This window comes from Actinomycetota bacterium, from assembly GCA_005888325.1.
Taxonomy (GTDB): domain Bacteria; phylum Actinomycetota; class Acidimicrobiia; order Acidimicrobiales; family AC-14; genus AC-14.
Genome location: VAWU01000011.1, coordinates 1 through 16,624, shown reverse-complemented (window position 1 = coordinate 16,624; position 16,624 = coordinate 1). Strand labels below are relative to the sequence as shown.

Below are 16,624 nucleotides of genomic sequence, written 5' to 3'. Positions count from 1 at the left end.
AGAGCGGATCGGTCGCAAAGCGCCTTCAGTCCCGTCGTGCGATGCCCCACAAACCGCGCAGCTCCTGGACGAAGTGGGCGTCGGCCTCGCTCTCGCGCTCCAACGCGGTGAGGGCCGCGTGCACGAGCACGACGTGGAACTCGTCGGCCTCGGGTGGACGAAGGCGCGCCCGGCCGGCGCTGGCTTCGCGCTCGACGATCGTGCCGGTCCAGTAGAGCGCGTTGACGAGATACTGGACGCGCTCGGGCGGCTCATCGCTCACCCACCGGAACGGCTCGTCGCGCTCGGCGATCACCCGCCACTCGTCGAGCTGGGCGGCGAAGGCGTCGAGCGCCCCTGCGATGAGCTCGATGTCGGGCCGATCGCGCAGGCTCGCGAGGATGTCGCTCGCGTACGCGATCCACGCCCGGGCGCTCGCGCGAGACACCGGTCCGACGTCGACTTGCACGTGCTCATCGTCGCGCGCCCCGACACCCTTTCCTGCACAGTGCCGGCGCAGCCGATCGGAGCGTCAGAGCCGGGCCGCCTCGGCTTCGTACACGTCAATGACCGGCGGCCGATCCGCAAGCGCCGTGATCTCTTTGGCGAACGCCCGCGACGCCGCCACGCCGAAGTGGGTGACGAGCGCCGCCTGGTCTCTCCAATGCTCGAGGAACACCACCTTCAGGGGGTCCTCGACGTCCTGGTGGACCGAGTGGAGGAGACAGCCGGGCTCGCGGCGCGAGCGACGAACGTGCTCGAGGCTGATCGCCAGGACCGCATCGATGTTGTCCGGTCGGGCGTGCACCACGCCCGTGACGATGATCACGACGCGGCCCAACCGTAGCGGCCGAGCCCATGGCCCGCAGCATCGTTGCCATCACGCCTCATGGCTCGAACCGTCCTCTGCCCATCTGATCGCGGACGGTCACGACCTCCGGATTGGTGAGGGAGCGTCGCTGCCAGTTGGCGCCGTCGACGACCAACGTGTGGCCCGAGATGAACCGCGCGTACGGCGAGGCGAGGAACGTGGCCGCCCAACCGAGCTCTCGGAGGCGGCCGACCCGCATGGCGGGCTGGCAGCGGTCCTTCTCGTTCGTGCGGTCGAGGTTTCCCCTGATGTCCGCGGTCATGTCGTCGTGGGGGAACAGCCCGGGCACGAGCCCGTTGACCTGGATGCCGTACGGGCCCCACTCGACGGCCAGCGTCTCCACCATGTTCTTCACGCCGGCCTTCGCCGCGGCGGAGTGGGCGAAGCCGGGCCCGCCGGTCCACGCGTAGGACGCGCCGATGTTGATGATCGAGCCGGGGGTTCCGGCAGCGAGGTGGCGGCGGGCGAACTCACGCGCGCAGAAGAACGTGCCGTTGAGGGTGATGTCGACGACGCTCCGCCACGCGTTCGGGGACATGTCCTCGGCGGGCACCGGGAAGTTCGCCGCCGCGTTGTTGACCAGGACGTGGGGGAGCCCGAGCCGCTCCTCGGCCACATCGAAGGCGGCGGCGACCTGGCCGGGATCGCGGATGTCGCACTCGACGGTGACGATCCTCGTACCGAGCGGGCTGAGCGCCTCGCGGCCTGCGTCGAGGTGCTCCGCGTTGCGGCTCGCCACGACGATGTCCGCCCCGAGGCGGGCGAACTCCGTGGCGGTCGCCTTGCCGAGGCCCGTCCCGCCACCGGTGACGAGGACCCTCGTGCCCGCGAAGGTGCCCGCCGGGAGCGCGCCGGCACCGGCCGCAGGGGGTTCGGGCAGGCCGATGGGTTCAGGCATCGCGGTGGCCTCAGCTTCCGGTGTAGACGGGGTCACGGCCCTCGGCACGGGCCGCGCGTAGCTCGGCCATGTCGTCGGAGCGGTTGATGAACGTCTGGCCGATGAGCTCCTCCGCCATCGACGACCGGATCTCCGCCTCGGCCAGATGCCCGATGACCCGGCGGGCGACCTTCACCGTCACCGCGGGCGCAGCCGCGACCTTGCGGGCCATCTCCATGGCGACGGCGTCGAGGTCGTCCGCGGGAACGACTCGGGACACGACGCCGTGGGAGTACGCCTCGACGGCGTCCATGACGCGGCCGGTGAGCACCATGTCGCTCGCGACACCGTGGCCGCAGATCTGGAACAGCCGTCCGACGCCGCCGGTGTCGGGGATGACGCCGTAAGTGACCTCCGGGAGCATGAATCGGGCACCCTCGGCGGCGATCCGGATGTCACACAGCAGGGCCCGTTGGAACGACGCTCCGATCGACCAGCCCTTGCACGCGACGATGATCGGCGCGTCGAGCTCGAACACCTGTTGAATGCCGCGGTGTCCCCGGGTCATCAGCTGATGGTGCGTCAACGCGACCTGTTGGCCTCCGATGGCGGCGACATCGCGGCCGGACGAGAAGGACTTGCCCTCCGCCCGCCAGACGACCGCCCTCACGTCCGGGCGAGACGCGAGCTCGCCGAGGATCTCGAACAGCCGAAGGTCCATCTCGTCGTCGAAGGCGTTGTGCTTCTCGGGGTTGTCGTTGGTGATGACGGCGATCGGACCGTCGATCTCCAAGCGGACCTTGTCGGTCATGATCAGCTCCCTCGCAGAGGCCGCGTCGGCACGAACAGGTAGTGCCACTGCTCCGGTGGTCCATCGTCCTCGAGCACGTACATGCCTCCGCGCTCCTCGATCTCGAGCGGCGGAGGGTACCGCTCCAGCCGAGACGTCGACGGTCCACCTTCACAGCGAATGAGCATGCGCTCGCCGGGCTGCATCTCGGCCGGCTCTCCGCGTTGTGGGATCAGACCGGAGGCTCGAGCAGCACGAGCGGGATCTCCCGATCGGTCTTGGTCTGGTACCCGGCATAGTTCTTGTGATCGGCGGTCACGAGCGGCCACAACCGCGCCCGCTCCTCTGCGTTTGCGATCCGGGCCACCATCCGCCGCTTCGGCTGCCCCTTCGTGGTGACCTCGACGTTCGGGTCGTCACGCAGGTTGAGGAACCAGGCGGGATGGTGATCGTCGCCGCCGCGCGATGCGACCACGACGATCATCGACCCTTCCTGGAACGGCGATGTCAGCATCACCGAACGGGGCTGGCCGCTCTTGCGGCCGGTCGTGGTGAGCTCGATCACCGGCATCCTGCTCGCCTCCCACCCCAGGCGGCCGCCGCTGGCCTTGAGCACGCCCCGATGGATCGCGTTCATCATCTTCAACCCGAAGTCGCTCGGCACGCCCGCGACCCTAGACCCAATGCTCGTCGCGCCGGCCTGGACCGTCCTGCTCTCCTACCCTACAGGGGTATGGTATCCAGATGGCCGGATACGCGATGAACAAGGACGAGCTGTTGCGCAGCCTGCGCCGCATCGAGGGTCAGGTGCGCGGCATCGCGCAGATGATCGACGACGACCGCTACTGCATCGACGTGCTCACGCAGGTGTCGGCGGCGACAAAGGCCCTGCAACGGGTAGCCGTCGGCATGTTCGACGACCACCTGCGCCACTGCGTTGCCGAAGCCGTGGCCGCGGGCGGTGCCGAAGCCGACCGCAAGCTCGTCGAGGCGACGGCCGCGGTCGAGCGCCTCCTTCGGGCGTGAAGACGACAGAGCACGACCATGGCGGCCATGCCGGCCACGCCGGCCATGCCGACCACGCGGAGATGTTTCGTCGCAAGTTCTGGGTGAGCCTGGCCCTCACCGTCCCCACAGTCCTCTACAGCGCGATGGTCCAGGACTGGTTGAGCTACACCGCGCCGCGCTTCGCGGGGCACACGTTCGTGGCGCCGCTCTTCGGCACCCTCGTGTTCGCATGGGGCGGTCCCGTGTTCCTCCGCGCCGGGTGGGACGAGCTGCGGTCACGCGAGCCCGGGATGATGCTGCTCATCTCGATGGGCCTGCTGGTCGCGTTCGGCGCATCGGTCGCCACCGAGCTCGGATGGATCGACGTCGACCTGTGGTTCGAGCTCGCCACCCTCGTCACCATCATGCTGCTCGGCCACTGGTTGGAGATGCGAGCCATCGGCCAGGCGCAGGGCGCGCTCGCCGCGCTCGCCGAGCTCTTACCCGACGAAGCCGAGCGCGTCGCCGATTCCGGCCTGGAGACGGTCGCGCTCGACGAGCTCCGGCTGGGGGATGTCGTTCTCGTTCGGCCCGGCGGCCGCGTCCCCGCCGACGGTGTCGTCGTCGAGGGCGAAGCCGAGCTGGACGAGTCGATGATCACCGGCGAATCCCGTCCCGTTCCCAAGTGGCCCGGCGATCGCGTCGTGGCCGGCACCGTGGCGACGGCGTCCGCGATCCGTGTGCGCATCGACGCGCTCGGCGCAGACACAGCGCTCGCCGGCATCCAGCGCCTCGTCGAGGAGGCCCAAGCCTCCCGCTCACGTGCCCAAGCCCTCGCCGACCGGTTCGCGGCGCTGCTGTTCTACGTGGCCGCGGTCAGCGGCGTCGTCACCTTCACCGTCTGGAGCGCGCTCGGTCAGGTCAACCAAGCCGTGGAGCGCACCGTGACCGTGCTCGTCATCGCCTGCCCCCACGCGCTCGGCCTCGCCATCCCGCTCACCATCGCGGTGTCGACCGGCATCGCCGCGCGCGCCGGGATCCTGGTGAAGGACCGTCTCGCCCTCGAACGCATGCGCACCATCGACGCCGTGCTGTTCGACAAGACCGGCACCCTCACCACCGGCCGGCACGCTGTCACCGGGGTGATCGGCGATGGCGTGACCGAACGTGAGGTGCTCGCCCTCGCGGCGGCGGTGGAGGCTGACAGCGAGCACCCCGTTGCCCTCGCCATCGTGACCGCGGCGCGAGATCGGGGGGTCGAACCGCCGACAGCGGAAGGCTTCCGTTCGATCACGGGACGGGGCGTCGAAGCGAGCGTCGACGGTCAGCCGACCGCCGTCGGCGGTCCGGCGTTGCTGCGGGAGCGGAGTCTGACCGAAGGCGAGGCCTTCGCGGCGCGCACCACCGAGTGGCGCCAACGCGGAGCTACCGTCCTCCACGTGGTCCGCGACGGCCGCATCGTCGGGGCGCTCGCGCTCGAAGACCAGGTGCGTCCCGAGTCTCGCCAAGCCATCGACGGGCTCCACGCCCTCGACATCCGAGCCGTGATGATCACGGGCGACGCCCGCCAGGTCGCCGACGCAGTGGCCGCCGAGTTGGGTATCGACGAGGTGTTCGCCGAGGTCCTGCCCGAAGACAAGGATCGCGCGGTCGCCGACCTGCAGTCGCGAGGTCTGAAGGTGGCGATGGTCGGTGACGGCGTCAACGACGCTCCCGCCCTGGCGCGCGCCGATGTCGGCATCGCCATCGGAGCGGGTACCGACGTCGCGATCGAATCGGCCGGCGTCGTCCTCGCCTCCAGCGACCCGCGCGGCGTCCTCGGCGTGATCCGGGTCTCGCGGGCCGGCTACCGGAAGATGACGCAGAACCTGGCGTGGGGTGCCGGGTACAACCTGATCGCCATCCCCCTCGCCGCCGGGGTGCTCTCCTTCGCCGGGATCACGCTGTCGCCCGCGGTGGGCGCCATCCTCATGTCGGTGTCCACCGTCGTCGTCGCCTTCAACGCACAGCTGCTGCGTCGACTCGATCTGCGCCCCCGCCAGGAGCCTGAAGTCTCTGTCGGTCCGTCTCTTGACGACGGGGTTCGTCGCCACGAAGCCGGCGTCGGCGCTTGACCTTTCACGCAGCCCACGTACCGTTGACGAGATGTGACACCACCGACGTGGGAAGGGTGGCGGGAGGCACTCGGGGTCATCGCCTACCGGCGCCACCTGCGCAAGACGCTGGGCATCGCGCTCGTCGTGGGCACGGTGCTCTTCTGCATCAACCAGCTCGACGTGGTGCTGCGCGGCGACGCCACAACGGTCACGTGGATCAAGGGCGCGATCACCTACCTCGTGCCCTTCGTCGTGTCGAACCTCGGTGTGCTCGTCGCCAGCCGACGGCCTCCGCACACCCGGTGAGGAAAACGGGGCCCGGTCGCGTTGGTGCACGAGCGGTGGCAGGATGCCACGATGACGAGCGAGCGGTTGGAGGTTCAGCGGACCATCGCCGCGGAACCGGCGACGATCTTCCGGGTGCTGTGCGATCCGCAGGGCCATGTTGCGATCGACAGCTCCGGGATGCTGATCGACGCCACGGGCGAGCCAGTGACCGGAGTCGGCGACAGCTTCGTCGTGCACATGGATCGCGAGGCCCTGAACGACTACCCGATGGGCCGCTACGACGTGACCGTCACGATCACGACGTTCGTTCCCGATCGCGAGATCGCATGGACGATCGCCGGCGTGATCCGCCCGCCGATGGGCCACGTCTACGGCTACACGCTGGCGCCCGTCGACGGTGGCACCCTCGTCACCTCGTACTACGACTGGTCGTCCGTCCTTCCGGAATGGAAAGAGGCCGGCATCTTCCCGGTCCTGTCGGAGGGGGCACTGCGGGCCACCCTCGGGATCCTCGCCCGAACGGTGGCGCGGGGCTATCCCTCGTCGCGGCGAAGAAACGCGCTGTGAACCTCGATCGCAAGGACGGCGAGCCGGGTCACGTCCGTCGGGACCGCGCCCTCCGGTAGCGAGCCCGGGTGGTGGTGAAGGAACGTCGCGGCCGCCCGGACGGCGTCGTGCTCGTTGCGGTCACCTTGCGTGGGGAAGGTGAACTGCCAGCGCCGCGCCTGTCGAGCGATCGGGGCTTTGTCGTCGCCTTCGATCTCGAGCCCGGCGGCGGGAAAGATCCGGCAGTCATAGGTGCGGCACGTCCGCGGGCGGTGCTCGTAGATCGAACACTTGCCGTCGATCAGCATCGAGCAGTGCCCGCGTTCGTCGTAACCGAGAACGACGTGGCCGCGGGGCCGTCCGGGAGCGGGAAACAGAAGCTCCGCGGGAATGTGGGTGAGCGTGTCGCGCTCGTCCGGTGCGATGTCGATGAATTGCGACGAGGTGCAGCAGGCGGTGCAGCCGCCGCAGGGCACATCCGACCCACGCTCGCCACGGAGCGCACCCTGCATCTCGACCATCCAGTCCGAGAAGTCGCCGGCCGACAGGTCCGGCTCCTCACCCAGGTCGCGGTGCGTGTCGTCGACGTGGCTCACGTGGTCCGTTCTACCAGCCCGCCGCTGTGAGCGTCGCAATCGCGCGCACGCGGTGATAGACCGCGTCGGTGGTCACAAAGGAGCTGAGCGATCGAGTCGTCATCGTCACGGGCGCGTCGCGCGGCATCGGCAAGGGCCTCGCGATCGGCTTGGCCGCGCGCGGTGCCGCGGTGGTCTGTGCCGCCCGCACGACGGTGGAGGAGCCCGGCGCCCTGCCGGGGACGATCCACGCCACGGCGGCGGCGATCGAGGCGGCGGGCGGTCGTGCGCTCGCGGTGCGCTGCGACATCGGCGTACCCGACGACATCGAGCGTCTCGTCGCGACCGCCGTCGACAGTTACGGCCGGATCGATGTCCTGATCAATAACGCCATGGCACCGACGCGCAGTACCTTCGCAGACTCGACGGTCGACCAGTGGGACGAGTCGATGCGAGTCAACGTGCGCAGCCTGTTTCTCATGTGCCGGGCTGTCGCGCCGCACATGGAAAGGAATGGCGGTGGCAGCATCGTCAATGTCTCGTCGGGCGGCGCCAGCCACGAATCGACGCCATTCATGCCGCCGGGCTACGTCATGTACGCGGTCGCCAAGGCCGCGATGGAGCGGTTCTCGAGCGCCGTCGCACCCGAGCTGCGCGACCTCGGCATCGCCATCAACGCCCTCCGGCCCGGCGCGGTCAGCGAGGACCACGATTGGACCGGGTGGACCACCCCCGATGCGGTGGTGCCGGCGGTCGCCTTCCTCGCTCAGCAGATCGGAACCGACTTCACCGGAAGGATCGTGGAGTCCACCCAGTTCGGAACCACGTGGCCATGATCCGCCCGCCGACTCCGATGCATCACGCGCCGGCCAGCGCGCGGCTGGAGCGTCGGCGCACCAGCGCGACGCAGACGACGACCGGCGCGACGACGGCGACAGCCGTCCATCCGATGCGTCCGAGGGTGTCGGCAAGCGCCGTCGCCGACGATCCGGCAGCTGCGCCGAGGGTGACGAGCAGACCTGCCCACGCCGCTGACCCGAGGACGCTCCCGACGACGAACCGTCGACGCGGCAGGCCGAGCGCTCCGGCCAGCGCCGGTAGCAGCGGGCGCACGACCCCGACGAACTTGCCCGCGAACACGCCACCGCCACCCGCCCTGGCCAGCGCGGCTTCGGCTGCAGCCCATCGCCGCTCTCCGATCCACCGGCCCACCCGGCCCGAGCGAACGCGCCCGCCGGACCGACGCCCGATCGTGTAGCCGATGAGATCGCCCCCGACGGAGCACGTCGAAGCAACGAGCCACACCAGCGCCACAGGAGCACGAGCTCGCCCGGGAGGACGAGGCCCGCCAGCACCGCGCCTTCGAGGAGGGCGGCCACACCGACCACCAACAGGATCAGTGGGGCCGGTAGGTCGGCGAGGCGGTCGATTGCACCGGCGAGCACGAACCTTCTTCGCTCACCATCCCACCTCCGGATGCCCCCGCGAAGTGACCCGCCTCAGACGTCGACGAAGCGTGCGGGAACCGCCTGGTCGCCGTCAGCGGTGACCGTTTGCCGGATGCCGCGGCGGGCCCGATCGGCGCCGCGCCGGAGGAGGCCGACCACGACCGACGTCGGGAGCTCTCCGCTGAGGCGGATCTCGACCTCGTACAGCGACGTCGCCGCCTCGCGCCTCTGTCCCGCGGACTCGACGGTCGCCAGCGCGCACTGAGCCTGCTCGAGCCGCCGGTCGAAGTCACGGAGCGCGACGCCAACGGTGCCGGTGCCGGCCGTGAGCGGGCGCGAGGGCGAATAGGCCATCACAAGGCGCCCACGTACGTCGCCCCTGATGGGCGGCTCAGATCGCAGAGCCGGCGGGTGACGTTCACGGCGTGATCTCCGAGCCTCTCGTAGAACCTCGCGATGAGCCCCATCTCGATGGCGACGGCATTCGACGAAGGACCGCGCGCGAGCTCTGCGGAGAGCCGAACGTGAAGGTCGTCGATCTCGTCGTCGCGGACGCGGAGCAGATCGGCCGCCGCGGGATGGCGTTCGACGTACGCGTCCGCGGCGATGCGCCACATCTCAGCTACGAGGCGACCCATCTCTTCGATCAGCCGCGGGCGCGCGGGGTGATCTCGGAGGCGAGGCCCTGACCCGCTCGCAACGCGATGTGCTCCACCAGATCGCCGCTGCGCTCGAGCTCCGGCACGATCCGAAGGATCGAGACCAAGCGCCGAAGCTCCACCTCGTCAGCCGGCAGACTCATCGCCAGCTCTTGCTCGACGAGGTCTTCGGTGGAGGACTGGAGGCGGTCGATCGACTGATCCCCCGCCACCAGGGCCCGTGCCGCTTCGGTATCTCCTGCCAGGAACGCAGCGGTCGCGGCCGCGACACCCTCGCTGACCATCGCGAACAGGTGGGTCACCTGCTGATCGATCTTCTCGAAGTTGACCGTTGGCACGATCACGTCCTCTCTGCGTCCCGCTGGGCCCGCGCCCCTCCGCGCCGAACCTACGGTGGGTCGGCTGTGGCTATCCAGTGGTCAAGCTGTGGATTTCGAGCCGTGGAGGGAGCGCGCGCCGGCTCCACGTCCACGTGCTGACGGCATGGTGAACGCCGGGTGTCGCCGGCCGGTCTCACCGGGGCCAGGTCGCCTCGCCCGTGAGTTCGGCGCGAACGTGGCCGCTCGACCCGACGAGGAGGACCGATGGATGACCGACGGGCAAGAGAGTTGCTGGACGCCGAGCGAGCGAAGCTCCAGCGGCTGCTTCACGAAAGCGACGACGCGGCGAGGGCTGACCGCGCGGCCGTCGACGAACCGAGCGGCTTCAACGACCCGGCAGAACCGCTCACGAGCGAGGGGGTCGACGACGCCATCGCCGCGGGGGTTCGCGACCGGCTGGCGGCGCTCGATCGGGCCGAACAGCGACTCGCAACGGGCACGTACGGTCGGTCGATCCGCAGCGGACGACCGATCCCTGACGAGCGGCTCGAAGCCGACCCCGGGGCGGAGCTCACGGTCGACGAGGCCGACGAGAGCTGAACGCCACAACGAGGACTCGGGCGCGCGGCCCAAGTCAGCGCCGGACGAGGAGGCGGCGCGACGCCAACACCGTCCAACCGGTACCGTCGTCGTGTGTGCTTCTCCGCCGAGGCCGATCTCCTGGGCGGCATCCTGGTGGGCACGATCGGGTTCGACGTGGTCCGGCATGTGCATCGGCGGCGCGACCACCTCGCGTTGGCCTCGCTTCCACTGCTCCTGGCCGCCCACCAACTCGACGAAGCGTTCGTGTGGTGGGGCTTGCAGGGGCACGTCGGCTCGGAAGTCGCCCCGCATCGCCACGTGGGTCTACCTGCTGTTCGCGTTCGTCGTGCTTCCGATCTACGTGCCGATGGCTGTCCTGGCACTCGAACCACCCGGTCGCCGCCGGGTGACGATCATCCCCTTCGTCGGATTGGGTGTGGTGGTCTCGGGCGTGTTGCTCGCCGCCATGGTGCGCGGCCCCGTGACGGCTGAGCTCGCGCACTATCACCTGAGCTACGGCACCGGGCTCGACTCAGGAACGCTCATCGTCGCGGCCTACGTGGTGGCGACGTGCGGGTCGCTCCTGTTCTCCGGGTATCGCCAGGTCGCCATCTTCGGAGTCGTCAACCTGATCGCCGTTGCCGTGCTGGCGCGTCTCACCATCGACGGTTTCGCGTCACTCTGGTGCGCGTGGGCCGCGATAACCAGCGGCGCCATCGCCGCACACCTTCGGTTCGGCGGCGCTCACCGGTCGGTGGTTCGCGCCCTGACGTGAGGCCCGGCGGCAGATCGCAGTCCGTCGCCGGTCGCGGGCCGAGGGTCATTCGTGACAGGCGCGGTGAGCCGCGTACCCGAGGGCGGTCGCCCCGAAGCCGATCTCGGCCGTCAGGTAAGCCCAGAACGCCCAGTCGGTTCGAGGACGGTCGACGATCAGCGAGGCCAGCCGGGCTCCGGCGGCGCCGAGCCAGGTGACTCCGACGGCGGCTTGCGCGGCGGGGTCGCCGCTGACGAGTGCCCATCCACCGAGAGCCGCGTAGGTCCCCCCCAGGCCGGCCCGTGTCTCGGCGACCCCGCGCGTGCTCGTCGCGGGGAGCTCGAGCGCTGACGCGACGCGCCTCGGCATGACCACCCCCGCGGCGCCGGACAGCATGAGCGCGGCGCTGCTGACCCGTCCGAGATCCACCTGGCGGACGCTACCCCCCGACTCCGCCTGCGAGTCGAGGGAGTGCCCAACGCCAACCAAAGGTCTGGACAAGACTGCGAAGCCGATGGCTCCGGTTCCCGAAACGAGATACACGAACGCGGACGGCGTCAGCGTCGCCTACAGCGTCGTCGGCGACGGCCCTCCGGATCTGGTCTTCGTGCCTGACTGGTTGACCAACCTCGAGCTCCTCTGGGACTCCCCGATGTCGGCTCGCTATCACGAGCGGCTTGCGTCTTTCAGCCGCTTGATCGTCTTCGACAAGCGGGGTACGGGCCTCTCTGATCCCGTCGCCCTCACCGAGCTGCCGACGTTGGAGCAGTGGATGGACGATGTTCGGGCGGTGAGCGATGCCGCCGGTTCGGAACGGCCCGCGCTCATGGGTGTCGGCGGAGCGGGAGCGATGTGCATGCTCTATGCCGCAACGTATCCCGAACGCGTCAGTGCCCTGGTCCTGGTCCAGGAGTTCCTCACCGGCGTCCGAGAGCAGGCCGTGCCGGAACGTGTCCTGCTCACTGTCCTGTTCACAGACATCGGAGATTCGACCCGGCGCGCGGTTGAGCTCGGCGATCGGGCGTGGCGGAACACATTGGAGCGCCACCACACCGTGGTGCGCCAGCAGCTCGAGCGGTTCCGGGGTCGCGAAGTGGATACGGCAGGTGATGGCTTCTTCGCCACCTTCGACGGCCCGGCGCGCGGGATCCGGTGTGCTCGTGCCATCGTCGACGTAGTGCAACGACTGGGTATCGGCGTGCGAAATGGGCTCCACACCGGCGAGTGCGAGCTCATCGGCGACAAGATCGTGGAGCACATCACCTCAAAGGTCTGTCCGAGGAGTGGCGGCTCTTCAGCGTGAGTCGCCTCTGATCGGGTTGGTCTTGGGCGACGCCGCGGCCTACCGCGTCGATGGCTCAGGTGGATGGCTGCGATGTCGCGGCGATGATCTGGTCGAGGACCGACTGGTCGGGCAGCGCAGGTGGATCGAGAGTCGGGAGCTTACGAACGAACGCGAAAGCGCGTTCAATGAGCGGGCCTTCGATCACCGGGCTGTGACAGCATGCGACGGTGGTGATGTCGAGGCTCTGCACCCGATCGACGTAGCGGCCGTACTTGCCCTCGTCGACCAGCGACAGCCACGGGCTCACCGCACCCAGGGCGAACATGGCCAGCCCCTGGTTCCAGAAGTCAGGGTCGAGGTCGCCAACCCCCATCAGCGGGTCCGGTATCGGGGTGGCGAACGTGTCGACCGCCCAATAAACGCCGGTGGTCGGATCGAACAGTCCGCGGGTGGTGGGCGAGTCGTACACGGGCGGCCGCAACGCCGCCAGCCGGCGGTCGCCGATGTCGAGGGTCTCGCCGTCCATGATCCACCGGCAGCGGCCGAGCGGGAACTCGAAACAGTTCGTGTGGCGCTCGATCATTGCCCAGTTGCACACCAGCTGGGCGTTCGGGCACGCGGTCATCACCTCGGCGAGGTTTCCGGTGTGATCGACGTCGTCGTGTGACAAGAAGACCCAGCGCACGTCGTTCGGATCGACGAGCGAGAACACGTCCTTCAACCACTGCTCGCGGTTGGCGGGCGTACCCGTGTCCACGATCATCGGCTCGGCACCGAGGATCAGCATGGAGTTCAGATACACGAACAGCGGCTGCCCGAGGGCGGGCTGGACCTGGTGGATCACCCACGTGTCGGCGGCGATCCGGGAAGGCGGGAAGCGCGTCGTCGGCGCAAGCGGTGCGAAGCTCATGCAGGTCTCCTCGTAGATGTTCGACGCACTTCGTCGATGGTCGGGGGGATCATCGCCTACTCGATGGCCGACCGCAATCGACGGCTCGCTGACCCGAGACTCGACTACGTGCTCGGGCGACGCTCACCATTGACTTGGAGCTTTCTGAGCCCGACCGCGGGCAGCACTCCGACGAGTCCGTTCACTGCGCCCAGCAACCCACCACCGAGCGCGCTCGACGGATCGACGACGAGGGCGATGACGACGGCCCAGCCAACCGCGACCAACGGGATGGCCCACCAACGGACCCACAGCCCGAGCACGAGGCCGGCGAGGATGGCCGTCGGGATCACGACTCGAGTCTCTCATGGGTGCGCGGGCGGCCTGCCGCCACCCACGTCGCTCGACTGGTTCGTCGTGTTCGGCACAAAGGCGTTCTCGGTCGCCCAGGTGCGCGCCGCTGCCCGCGCAGTGGTGAACTGCGCAGCTCGACGCGAGACCAGGTTTCGCAGAGAGAGCCGCCGCCGAGGCGGCGGCTAGCTTCGTCGGTGCCGCAGGCGGTTGTGGTAGCCGCAGGCCAGCCGGCCGTTGTCCTCGACGGTGGGCCCGCCCGCCGAGTACGGCTGCACGTGGTCGATCTCGCACTCGTCGGCACGACGCTCGCAGAACTCGTGGAAGCACTCCCGGTCGCGCACCTCGACCGCGCGGCGGGTGGCGCCGGTGAACAGGCGCCGGCGCACGCCGATGTTCTTGATCCGGTCGGGCCCGTCGAACACCACCCGCTCCACCCACGCCCGCTCGAGCAGGCGCAGCAGGCTCCCGGGGCTGAGCACGGTGCCATTGGCCAGCTCGCAGATGCGCCCGGCGAAGGTCTCATAGCCCACCAACACGGTGACCAAGGGCTCGGGGAGCCGGGCACCAGGGGGCGTCGCGCCGGCCCGCCGTGCCATCTCCACCATCGCGTCGGCCCGGCGCTGGGCGGGGGTGCGGGCCAGGTCCGCCGCACACACCCCCTCGCCCGCCCGGGCCCGGGCCTCGGCCCAGTCGGCTTGGAACAGATCCGCCTCGATGCGACCGAGCGCCCCCTCCGGCACCGCGCCGCCGACGGGGTCGAAGACCCCGTCGAGCACCCAGGTGCCGCCGAAGCCCTGGGACAGGTGCAGGCGGCGGGCGTCGAGCTCGGCCGAGGCGCGCTGCTCGGTGCCGTCGGGATCGGCCCGCTGGCACCAGTAGGCCAGCGCCCGGGAGAAGCGTCGGTGGCTCAAGCGCGCCGCCTGGCCCACCAGCATCGCCTCGTCGCGCCCGAAGCAGTCCGTGCTCGGTGGGGTGCGCGCCTCGGCCAGGGCGGCGACGTGGGTGGCGTCGATCTCACCCGCCAGCCAGGCCGCCTCGACGTGGGGCATGTGGCGCAGCGCCCGGCCCAGGCGCAGGCGCCGGCGGGCCGCGGGCAGCGCGCTGCGCACGCGCGTCGCCAGCCACGCCGCCGCGCTGCGGGCGCCGTCGGCCTCCCAGGTGCCACCCGCCTCGAAGGCGGCGCTCGCCCGGGTGGTGGCCGCGTGCAGCCGCTCGAGCTGGCGGTGCAGGTCCTGGATCGACTCGCGGTCGGCGAGGCGCGCCGGCTTCGCCGCACACACCGCGTCGATCGCGCCGCTGAGCTCGACCAGGACGTCCATCGCTCCTCCGCCTCGGGACCTCACACAGGACCGTCGGGCTGCACACCGACGGTCGATAGGAACGACGCCGACACTGTACCCGAACAGACGTTCGATATCAAGGAATTGTGCGCGTCGACCGCTCTCACCGGCCCGTCAGTTGCCCACACCAGATTTGAGGCAGAGTGCTGACGATCCGGAGTCGAGGAGCTCGATCTGACCATGAGACACGCGACCACAACCGATCTTGATCGGCTGGAGCCGCTGCTCGCTCAGCTCCGAAGGATGGGAGACCTGCGGGAGCGCACTCGAGGAAACTTCACCCGCAAGTCACGCGCCTTTCTCCATTTTCACGCCGACGGCGATGACCTCTTTGCCGACGTTCGCCTCGCCGACGAGTTCGAGCGACATCGAGTTACAACCGCCGCCGAACGCAAGCAGTTGCTCAACGCGATCAAACGGGCCCTGGAGCGACCCGACTGAGAAGAGGCCGCTCAGGCGCTGCCTTCGGCAACGGCCTTGATGCGCTCGAGCGTGCGGCGCATTCCGGCCTCGAGATCAGCCTTGCGGTCCTTGATGCCCATCAGCCGACGCTCGCCGAAGGAGATGTTCGGTCACGTCCGTACCGCCGTCGGCCGCCGGTTGGAACTGGTAGCGCCATTTCGTCATCTCGCGTTGGAAGATCACGAGGTTGACGACGAAGGCAACTTCACGCCCCGGTTCGGCAGCAACCACTCGCGGCTTGGTGCTCCAGCGCATGAACCCGCGTTGGTTGGTGCCCTTGAACCGTGCGCCGACTTCGGGCCCGTTGGCGCCGTCGAGCCACCGGCACCGAACCGTCTCCGGGCTCCACTCGCCCATCCGGGCGACGTCGCTGACCAACTCGTACAGCTTCTCCGGCGGCACGTTCACATGCAGACTTGCCTCACCAGTTGTCCCCTTCTTCATCGGCCCACTCTTCTCCGCGGAGAGTGCAGGCGGCAAGCCTCGGTCGCCGAGGCTCAGTCGGCCATCAGCCACTCGTCGCGGAGCAGGCCGTACATGACGCTGTCGCGCCACGCCCCCGCGCGGAAGTACAGCCCTCGCTGGACCCCCTCGCGGCGAAAACCTGCCCGTTCGAGCGCGCGCTGCTCGGCGAGGTTGTCGACCTCGGTGCCGGCTTGGCGTGGTGTTGAACAAGTAGTCGACCAGGCGCCGATGGGCGTCGGTCCCGATGCCGTGACCTCGATGCTCCGCGAACAGCGCTATCCCGATCTCGAAATTGCCGGAAGCGCTCACGGGCCGCCACGTCACCCAGCCCGCGCACCTGCCGTCCCCGAGCCCGACCGCCAGAAAGGAAGCGTCGCCGCCGATCAGCCCGTCCTCGCGCCAGCGACGTTCGATGTCCCGCGCCTTGTCCACGCGGAAGCCGAACCACTGGTGTTCGCCCGGTGCCTCCGGGTCCCACAGGAGCCGGACGAGATGATCGAGCTCGTGTTCCTCGACAGCCCGTAGCCGTACTGCGCCGCCCACCTCGCGAGTCTCGCTCACCAAGTGCCCCGTTCACCGCAACGGGCCGGCTCTGAGTGACCTATCGCAGATCGGCGAAGAGGATCTCTCGATAGCTCACATCACCGAAGCTGACACCCCGCGCGATGCCCTCTTGGCGGCGGGCTTGGGCCTCGGCAGCTGCGGCCTTCATCGCGTCCTGGTTCGCCCAGACGGTGCCCACGAGCCCATGTCCGGTCTCTCGGTTGAGCATGTTCCGCACGGATTGGAATCCGGCGTTGGCCTTGATCCGAGTTCTCGTCGATCTTGGCGGGATCCATGCTGATCCGGGTGACCATCAGAGCGGACCCGGGTGTCGGCGGTTCGATCACCTCAGCCAGCAACTCCTCGAAGGTCTCGACGGTCAGTTTGGCCCCGATGATGTCGAGGCCCTCTTGTCGTGACTTGGCCAGTGCGCTCTCGCTGGCCTCCCGGTCCGCTTCTGTCTCCCAGAGCGTGAGGATGCCGAGAACACCTCCCGACCGGTCTGCACTCGCAG

The 16,624-nt window shown here is 69.3% G+C and carries 24 protein-coding genes and 1 pseudogene; 9 read left to right on the top strand and 16 right to left on the bottom strand.

The window, feature by feature from the left end:
- Positions 1–25: 25 nt before the first annotated feature.
- From E6G06_01955 to E6G06_01935, 5 genes are all read right to left on the bottom strand, one after another.
- Positions 26–448, bottom strand: coding sequence for a hypothetical protein (locus E6G06_01955; GenBank protein TML93530.1), 423 nt, complete (start codon positions 446–448; stop codon positions 26–28).
- A gap of 63 nt (positions 449–511) precedes the next feature.
- On the bottom strand, positions 512–808 hold the full coding sequence (locus tag E6G06_01950) for an antibiotic biosynthesis monooxygenase (GenBank protein ID TML93529.1): 297 nt from the start codon (positions 806–808) through the stop codon (positions 512–514).
- Positions 809–866: 58 nt separating this feature from the next.
- Positions 867–1,748, bottom strand: a complete 882-nt coding sequence (locus E6G06_01945; GenBank protein TML93528.1) for an SDR family oxidoreductase — start codon at positions 1,746–1,748, stop codon at positions 867–869.
- A 10-nt stretch (positions 1,749–1,758) separates the two neighbouring features.
- Positions 1,759–2,538, bottom strand: coding sequence for an enoyl-CoA hydratase/isomerase family protein (locus tag E6G06_01940; protein TML93527.1), 780 nt, complete (start codon positions 2,536–2,538; stop codon positions 1,759–1,761).
- Between the two features lie 211 nt (positions 2,539–2,749).
- On the bottom strand, positions 2,750–3,181 hold the full coding sequence (locus tag E6G06_01935; GenBank protein ID TML93526.1) for a nitroreductase family deazaflavin-dependent oxidoreductase: 432 nt from the start codon (positions 3,179–3,181) through the stop codon (positions 2,750–2,752).
- A gap of 80 nt (positions 3,182–3,261) precedes the next feature.
- Between E6G06_01935 and E6G06_01930 the strand changes: the two genes are divergently transcribed.
- From E6G06_01930 to E6G06_01915, 4 genes are all read left to right on the top strand, one after another.
- Positions 3,262–3,543, top strand: a complete 282-nt coding sequence (locus tag E6G06_01930; protein TML93525.1) for a metal-sensitive transcriptional regulator — start codon at positions 3,262–3,264, stop codon at positions 3,541–3,543.
- Positions 3,544–3,605: 62 nt separating this feature from the next.
- Positions 3,606–5,618: a copper-translocating P-type ATPase gene (locus E6G06_01925; GenBank protein ID TML93545.1), complete on the top strand. Its 2,013-nt coding sequence runs from the start codon at positions 3,606–3,608 to the stop codon at positions 5,616–5,618.
- Between the two features lie 33 nt (positions 5,619–5,651).
- Positions 5,652–5,906 (top strand): hypothetical protein, encoded by a 255-nt coding sequence (locus E6G06_01920; GenBank protein ID TML93524.1) that lies wholly within the window; start codon positions 5,652–5,654, stop codon positions 5,904–5,906.
- A 51-nt stretch (positions 5,907–5,957) separates the two neighbouring features.
- The gene (locus E6G06_01915; protein ID TML93523.1) at positions 5,958–6,455 is read left to right on the top strand and encodes a polyketide cyclase; all 498 of its coding nucleotides are present in this window, start codon (positions 5,958–5,960) and stop codon (positions 6,453–6,455) included.
- Here the strand turns inward: E6G06_01915 and E6G06_01910 are convergent.
- The gene (locus tag E6G06_01910; GenBank protein TML93522.1) at positions 6,422–7,030 is read right to left on the bottom strand and encodes a YkgJ family cysteine cluster protein; all 609 of its coding nucleotides are present in this window, start codon (positions 7,028–7,030) and stop codon (positions 6,422–6,424) included. The two genes, E6G06_01915 and E6G06_01910, sit on opposite strands and share 34 nt — an antisense overlap.
- Positions 7,031–7,098: 68 nt before the next feature.
- Between E6G06_01910 and E6G06_01905 the strand changes: the two genes are divergently transcribed.
- A complete protein-coding gene (locus tag E6G06_01905; protein ID TML93521.1) occupies positions 7,099–7,845 on the top strand; it encodes an SDR family NAD(P)-dependent oxidoreductase in 747 nt (248 codons plus the stop codon).
- Between the two features lie 22 nt (positions 7,846–7,867).
- Here E6G06_01905 and E6G06_01900 read toward each other — a convergent pair whose 3' ends face one another.
- The 4 genes from E6G06_01900 to E6G06_01885 all read right to left on the bottom strand — a co-directional run bounded on the left by E6G06_01900 (position 7,868) and on the right by E6G06_01885 (position 9,454).
- Entirely contained in the window at positions 7,868–8,323 is a 456-nt protein-coding gene (locus E6G06_01900; protein ID TML93520.1) for a DedA family protein, read from the bottom strand.
- Between the two features lie 185 nt (positions 8,324–8,508).
- Positions 8,509–8,811, bottom strand: a complete 303-nt coding sequence (locus tag E6G06_01895) for a hypothetical protein (protein ID TML93519.1) — start codon at positions 8,809–8,811, stop codon at positions 8,509–8,511.
- Entirely contained in the window at positions 8,811–9,095 is a 285-nt protein-coding gene (locus tag E6G06_01890; GenBank protein ID TML93518.1) for a phosphate uptake regulator PhoU, read from the bottom strand. The genes E6G06_01895 and E6G06_01890 overlap by 1 nt, the downstream gene beginning before the upstream one ends.
- Before the next feature lie 8 nt (positions 9,096–9,103).
- Entirely contained in the window at positions 9,104–9,454 is a 351-nt protein-coding gene (locus tag E6G06_01885) for a hypothetical protein (protein ID TML93517.1), read from the bottom strand.
- A gap of 246 nt (positions 9,455–9,700) precedes the next feature.
- Between E6G06_01885 and E6G06_01880 the strand changes: the two genes are divergently transcribed.
- The gene (locus E6G06_01880) at positions 9,701–10,036 is read left to right on the top strand and encodes a hypothetical protein (protein ID TML93516.1); all 336 of its coding nucleotides are present in this window, start codon (positions 9,701–9,703) and stop codon (positions 10,034–10,036) included.
- A 166-nt stretch (positions 10,037–10,202) separates the two neighbouring features.
- Positions 10,203–10,793, top strand: a complete 591-nt coding sequence (locus E6G06_01875; protein TML93515.1) for a hypothetical protein — start codon at positions 10,203–10,205, stop codon at positions 10,791–10,793.
- Positions 10,794–10,838: 45 nt separating this feature from the next.
- On the opposite strand, the gene E6G06_01870 is transcribed toward E6G06_01875, so the two are convergent.
- Positions 10,839–11,201, bottom strand: a complete 363-nt coding sequence (locus E6G06_01870; protein TML93514.1) for a DUF4345 domain-containing protein — start codon at positions 11,199–11,201, stop codon at positions 10,839–10,841.
- 85 nt (positions 11,202–11,286) lie between these two features.
- On the opposite strand from E6G06_01870, the gene E6G06_01865 reads away from it, so the two are divergent.
- Positions 11,287–12,075 (top strand): alpha/beta hydrolase, encoded by a 789-nt coding sequence (locus tag E6G06_01865; GenBank protein ID TML93513.1) that lies wholly within the window; start codon positions 11,287–11,289, stop codon positions 12,073–12,075.
- A gap of 55 nt (positions 12,076–12,130) precedes the next feature.
- Here the strand turns inward: E6G06_01865 and E6G06_01860 are convergent, their stop codons facing one another.
- The 3 genes from E6G06_01860 to E6G06_01850 form a co-directional block, all read right to left on the bottom strand.
- Positions 12,131–12,967 (bottom strand): MBL fold metallo-hydrolase, encoded by an 837-nt coding sequence (locus tag E6G06_01860; GenBank protein TML93512.1) that lies wholly within the window; start codon positions 12,965–12,967, stop codon positions 12,131–12,133.
- Positions 12,968–13,071: 104 nt separating this feature from the next.
- Entirely contained in the window at positions 13,072–13,299 is a 228-nt protein-coding gene (locus tag E6G06_01855; GenBank protein ID TML93511.1) for a hypothetical protein, read from the bottom strand.
- 183 nt (positions 13,300–13,482) lie between these two features.
- Positions 13,483–14,619, bottom strand: coding sequence for a DUF222 domain-containing protein (locus tag E6G06_01850; protein ID TML93510.1), 1,137 nt, complete (start codon positions 14,617–14,619; stop codon positions 13,483–13,485).
- Positions 14,620–14,820: 201 nt separating this feature from the next.
- Here E6G06_01850 and E6G06_01845 point away from each other — a divergent pair, with 201 nt between their 5' ends.
- Entirely contained in the window at positions 14,821–15,081 is a 261-nt protein-coding gene (locus E6G06_01845; protein TML93509.1) for a hypothetical protein, read from the top strand.
- A gap of 75 nt (positions 15,082–15,156) precedes the next feature.
- Here the strand turns inward: E6G06_01845 and E6G06_01840 are convergent, their stop codons facing one another.
- Together E6G06_01840 and E6G06_01835 are read right to left on the bottom strand one after the other, a co-directional pair.
- Positions 15,157–15,546, bottom strand: a complete 390-nt coding sequence (locus tag E6G06_01840; protein ID TML93508.1) for an SRPBCC family protein — start codon at positions 15,544–15,546, stop codon at positions 15,157–15,159.
- A gap of 53 nt (positions 15,547–15,599) precedes the next feature.
- Positions 15,600–16,110: pseudogene (locus E6G06_01835) on the bottom strand (GNAT family N-acetyltransferase).
- Positions 16,111–16,624: the final 514 nt, after the last annotated feature.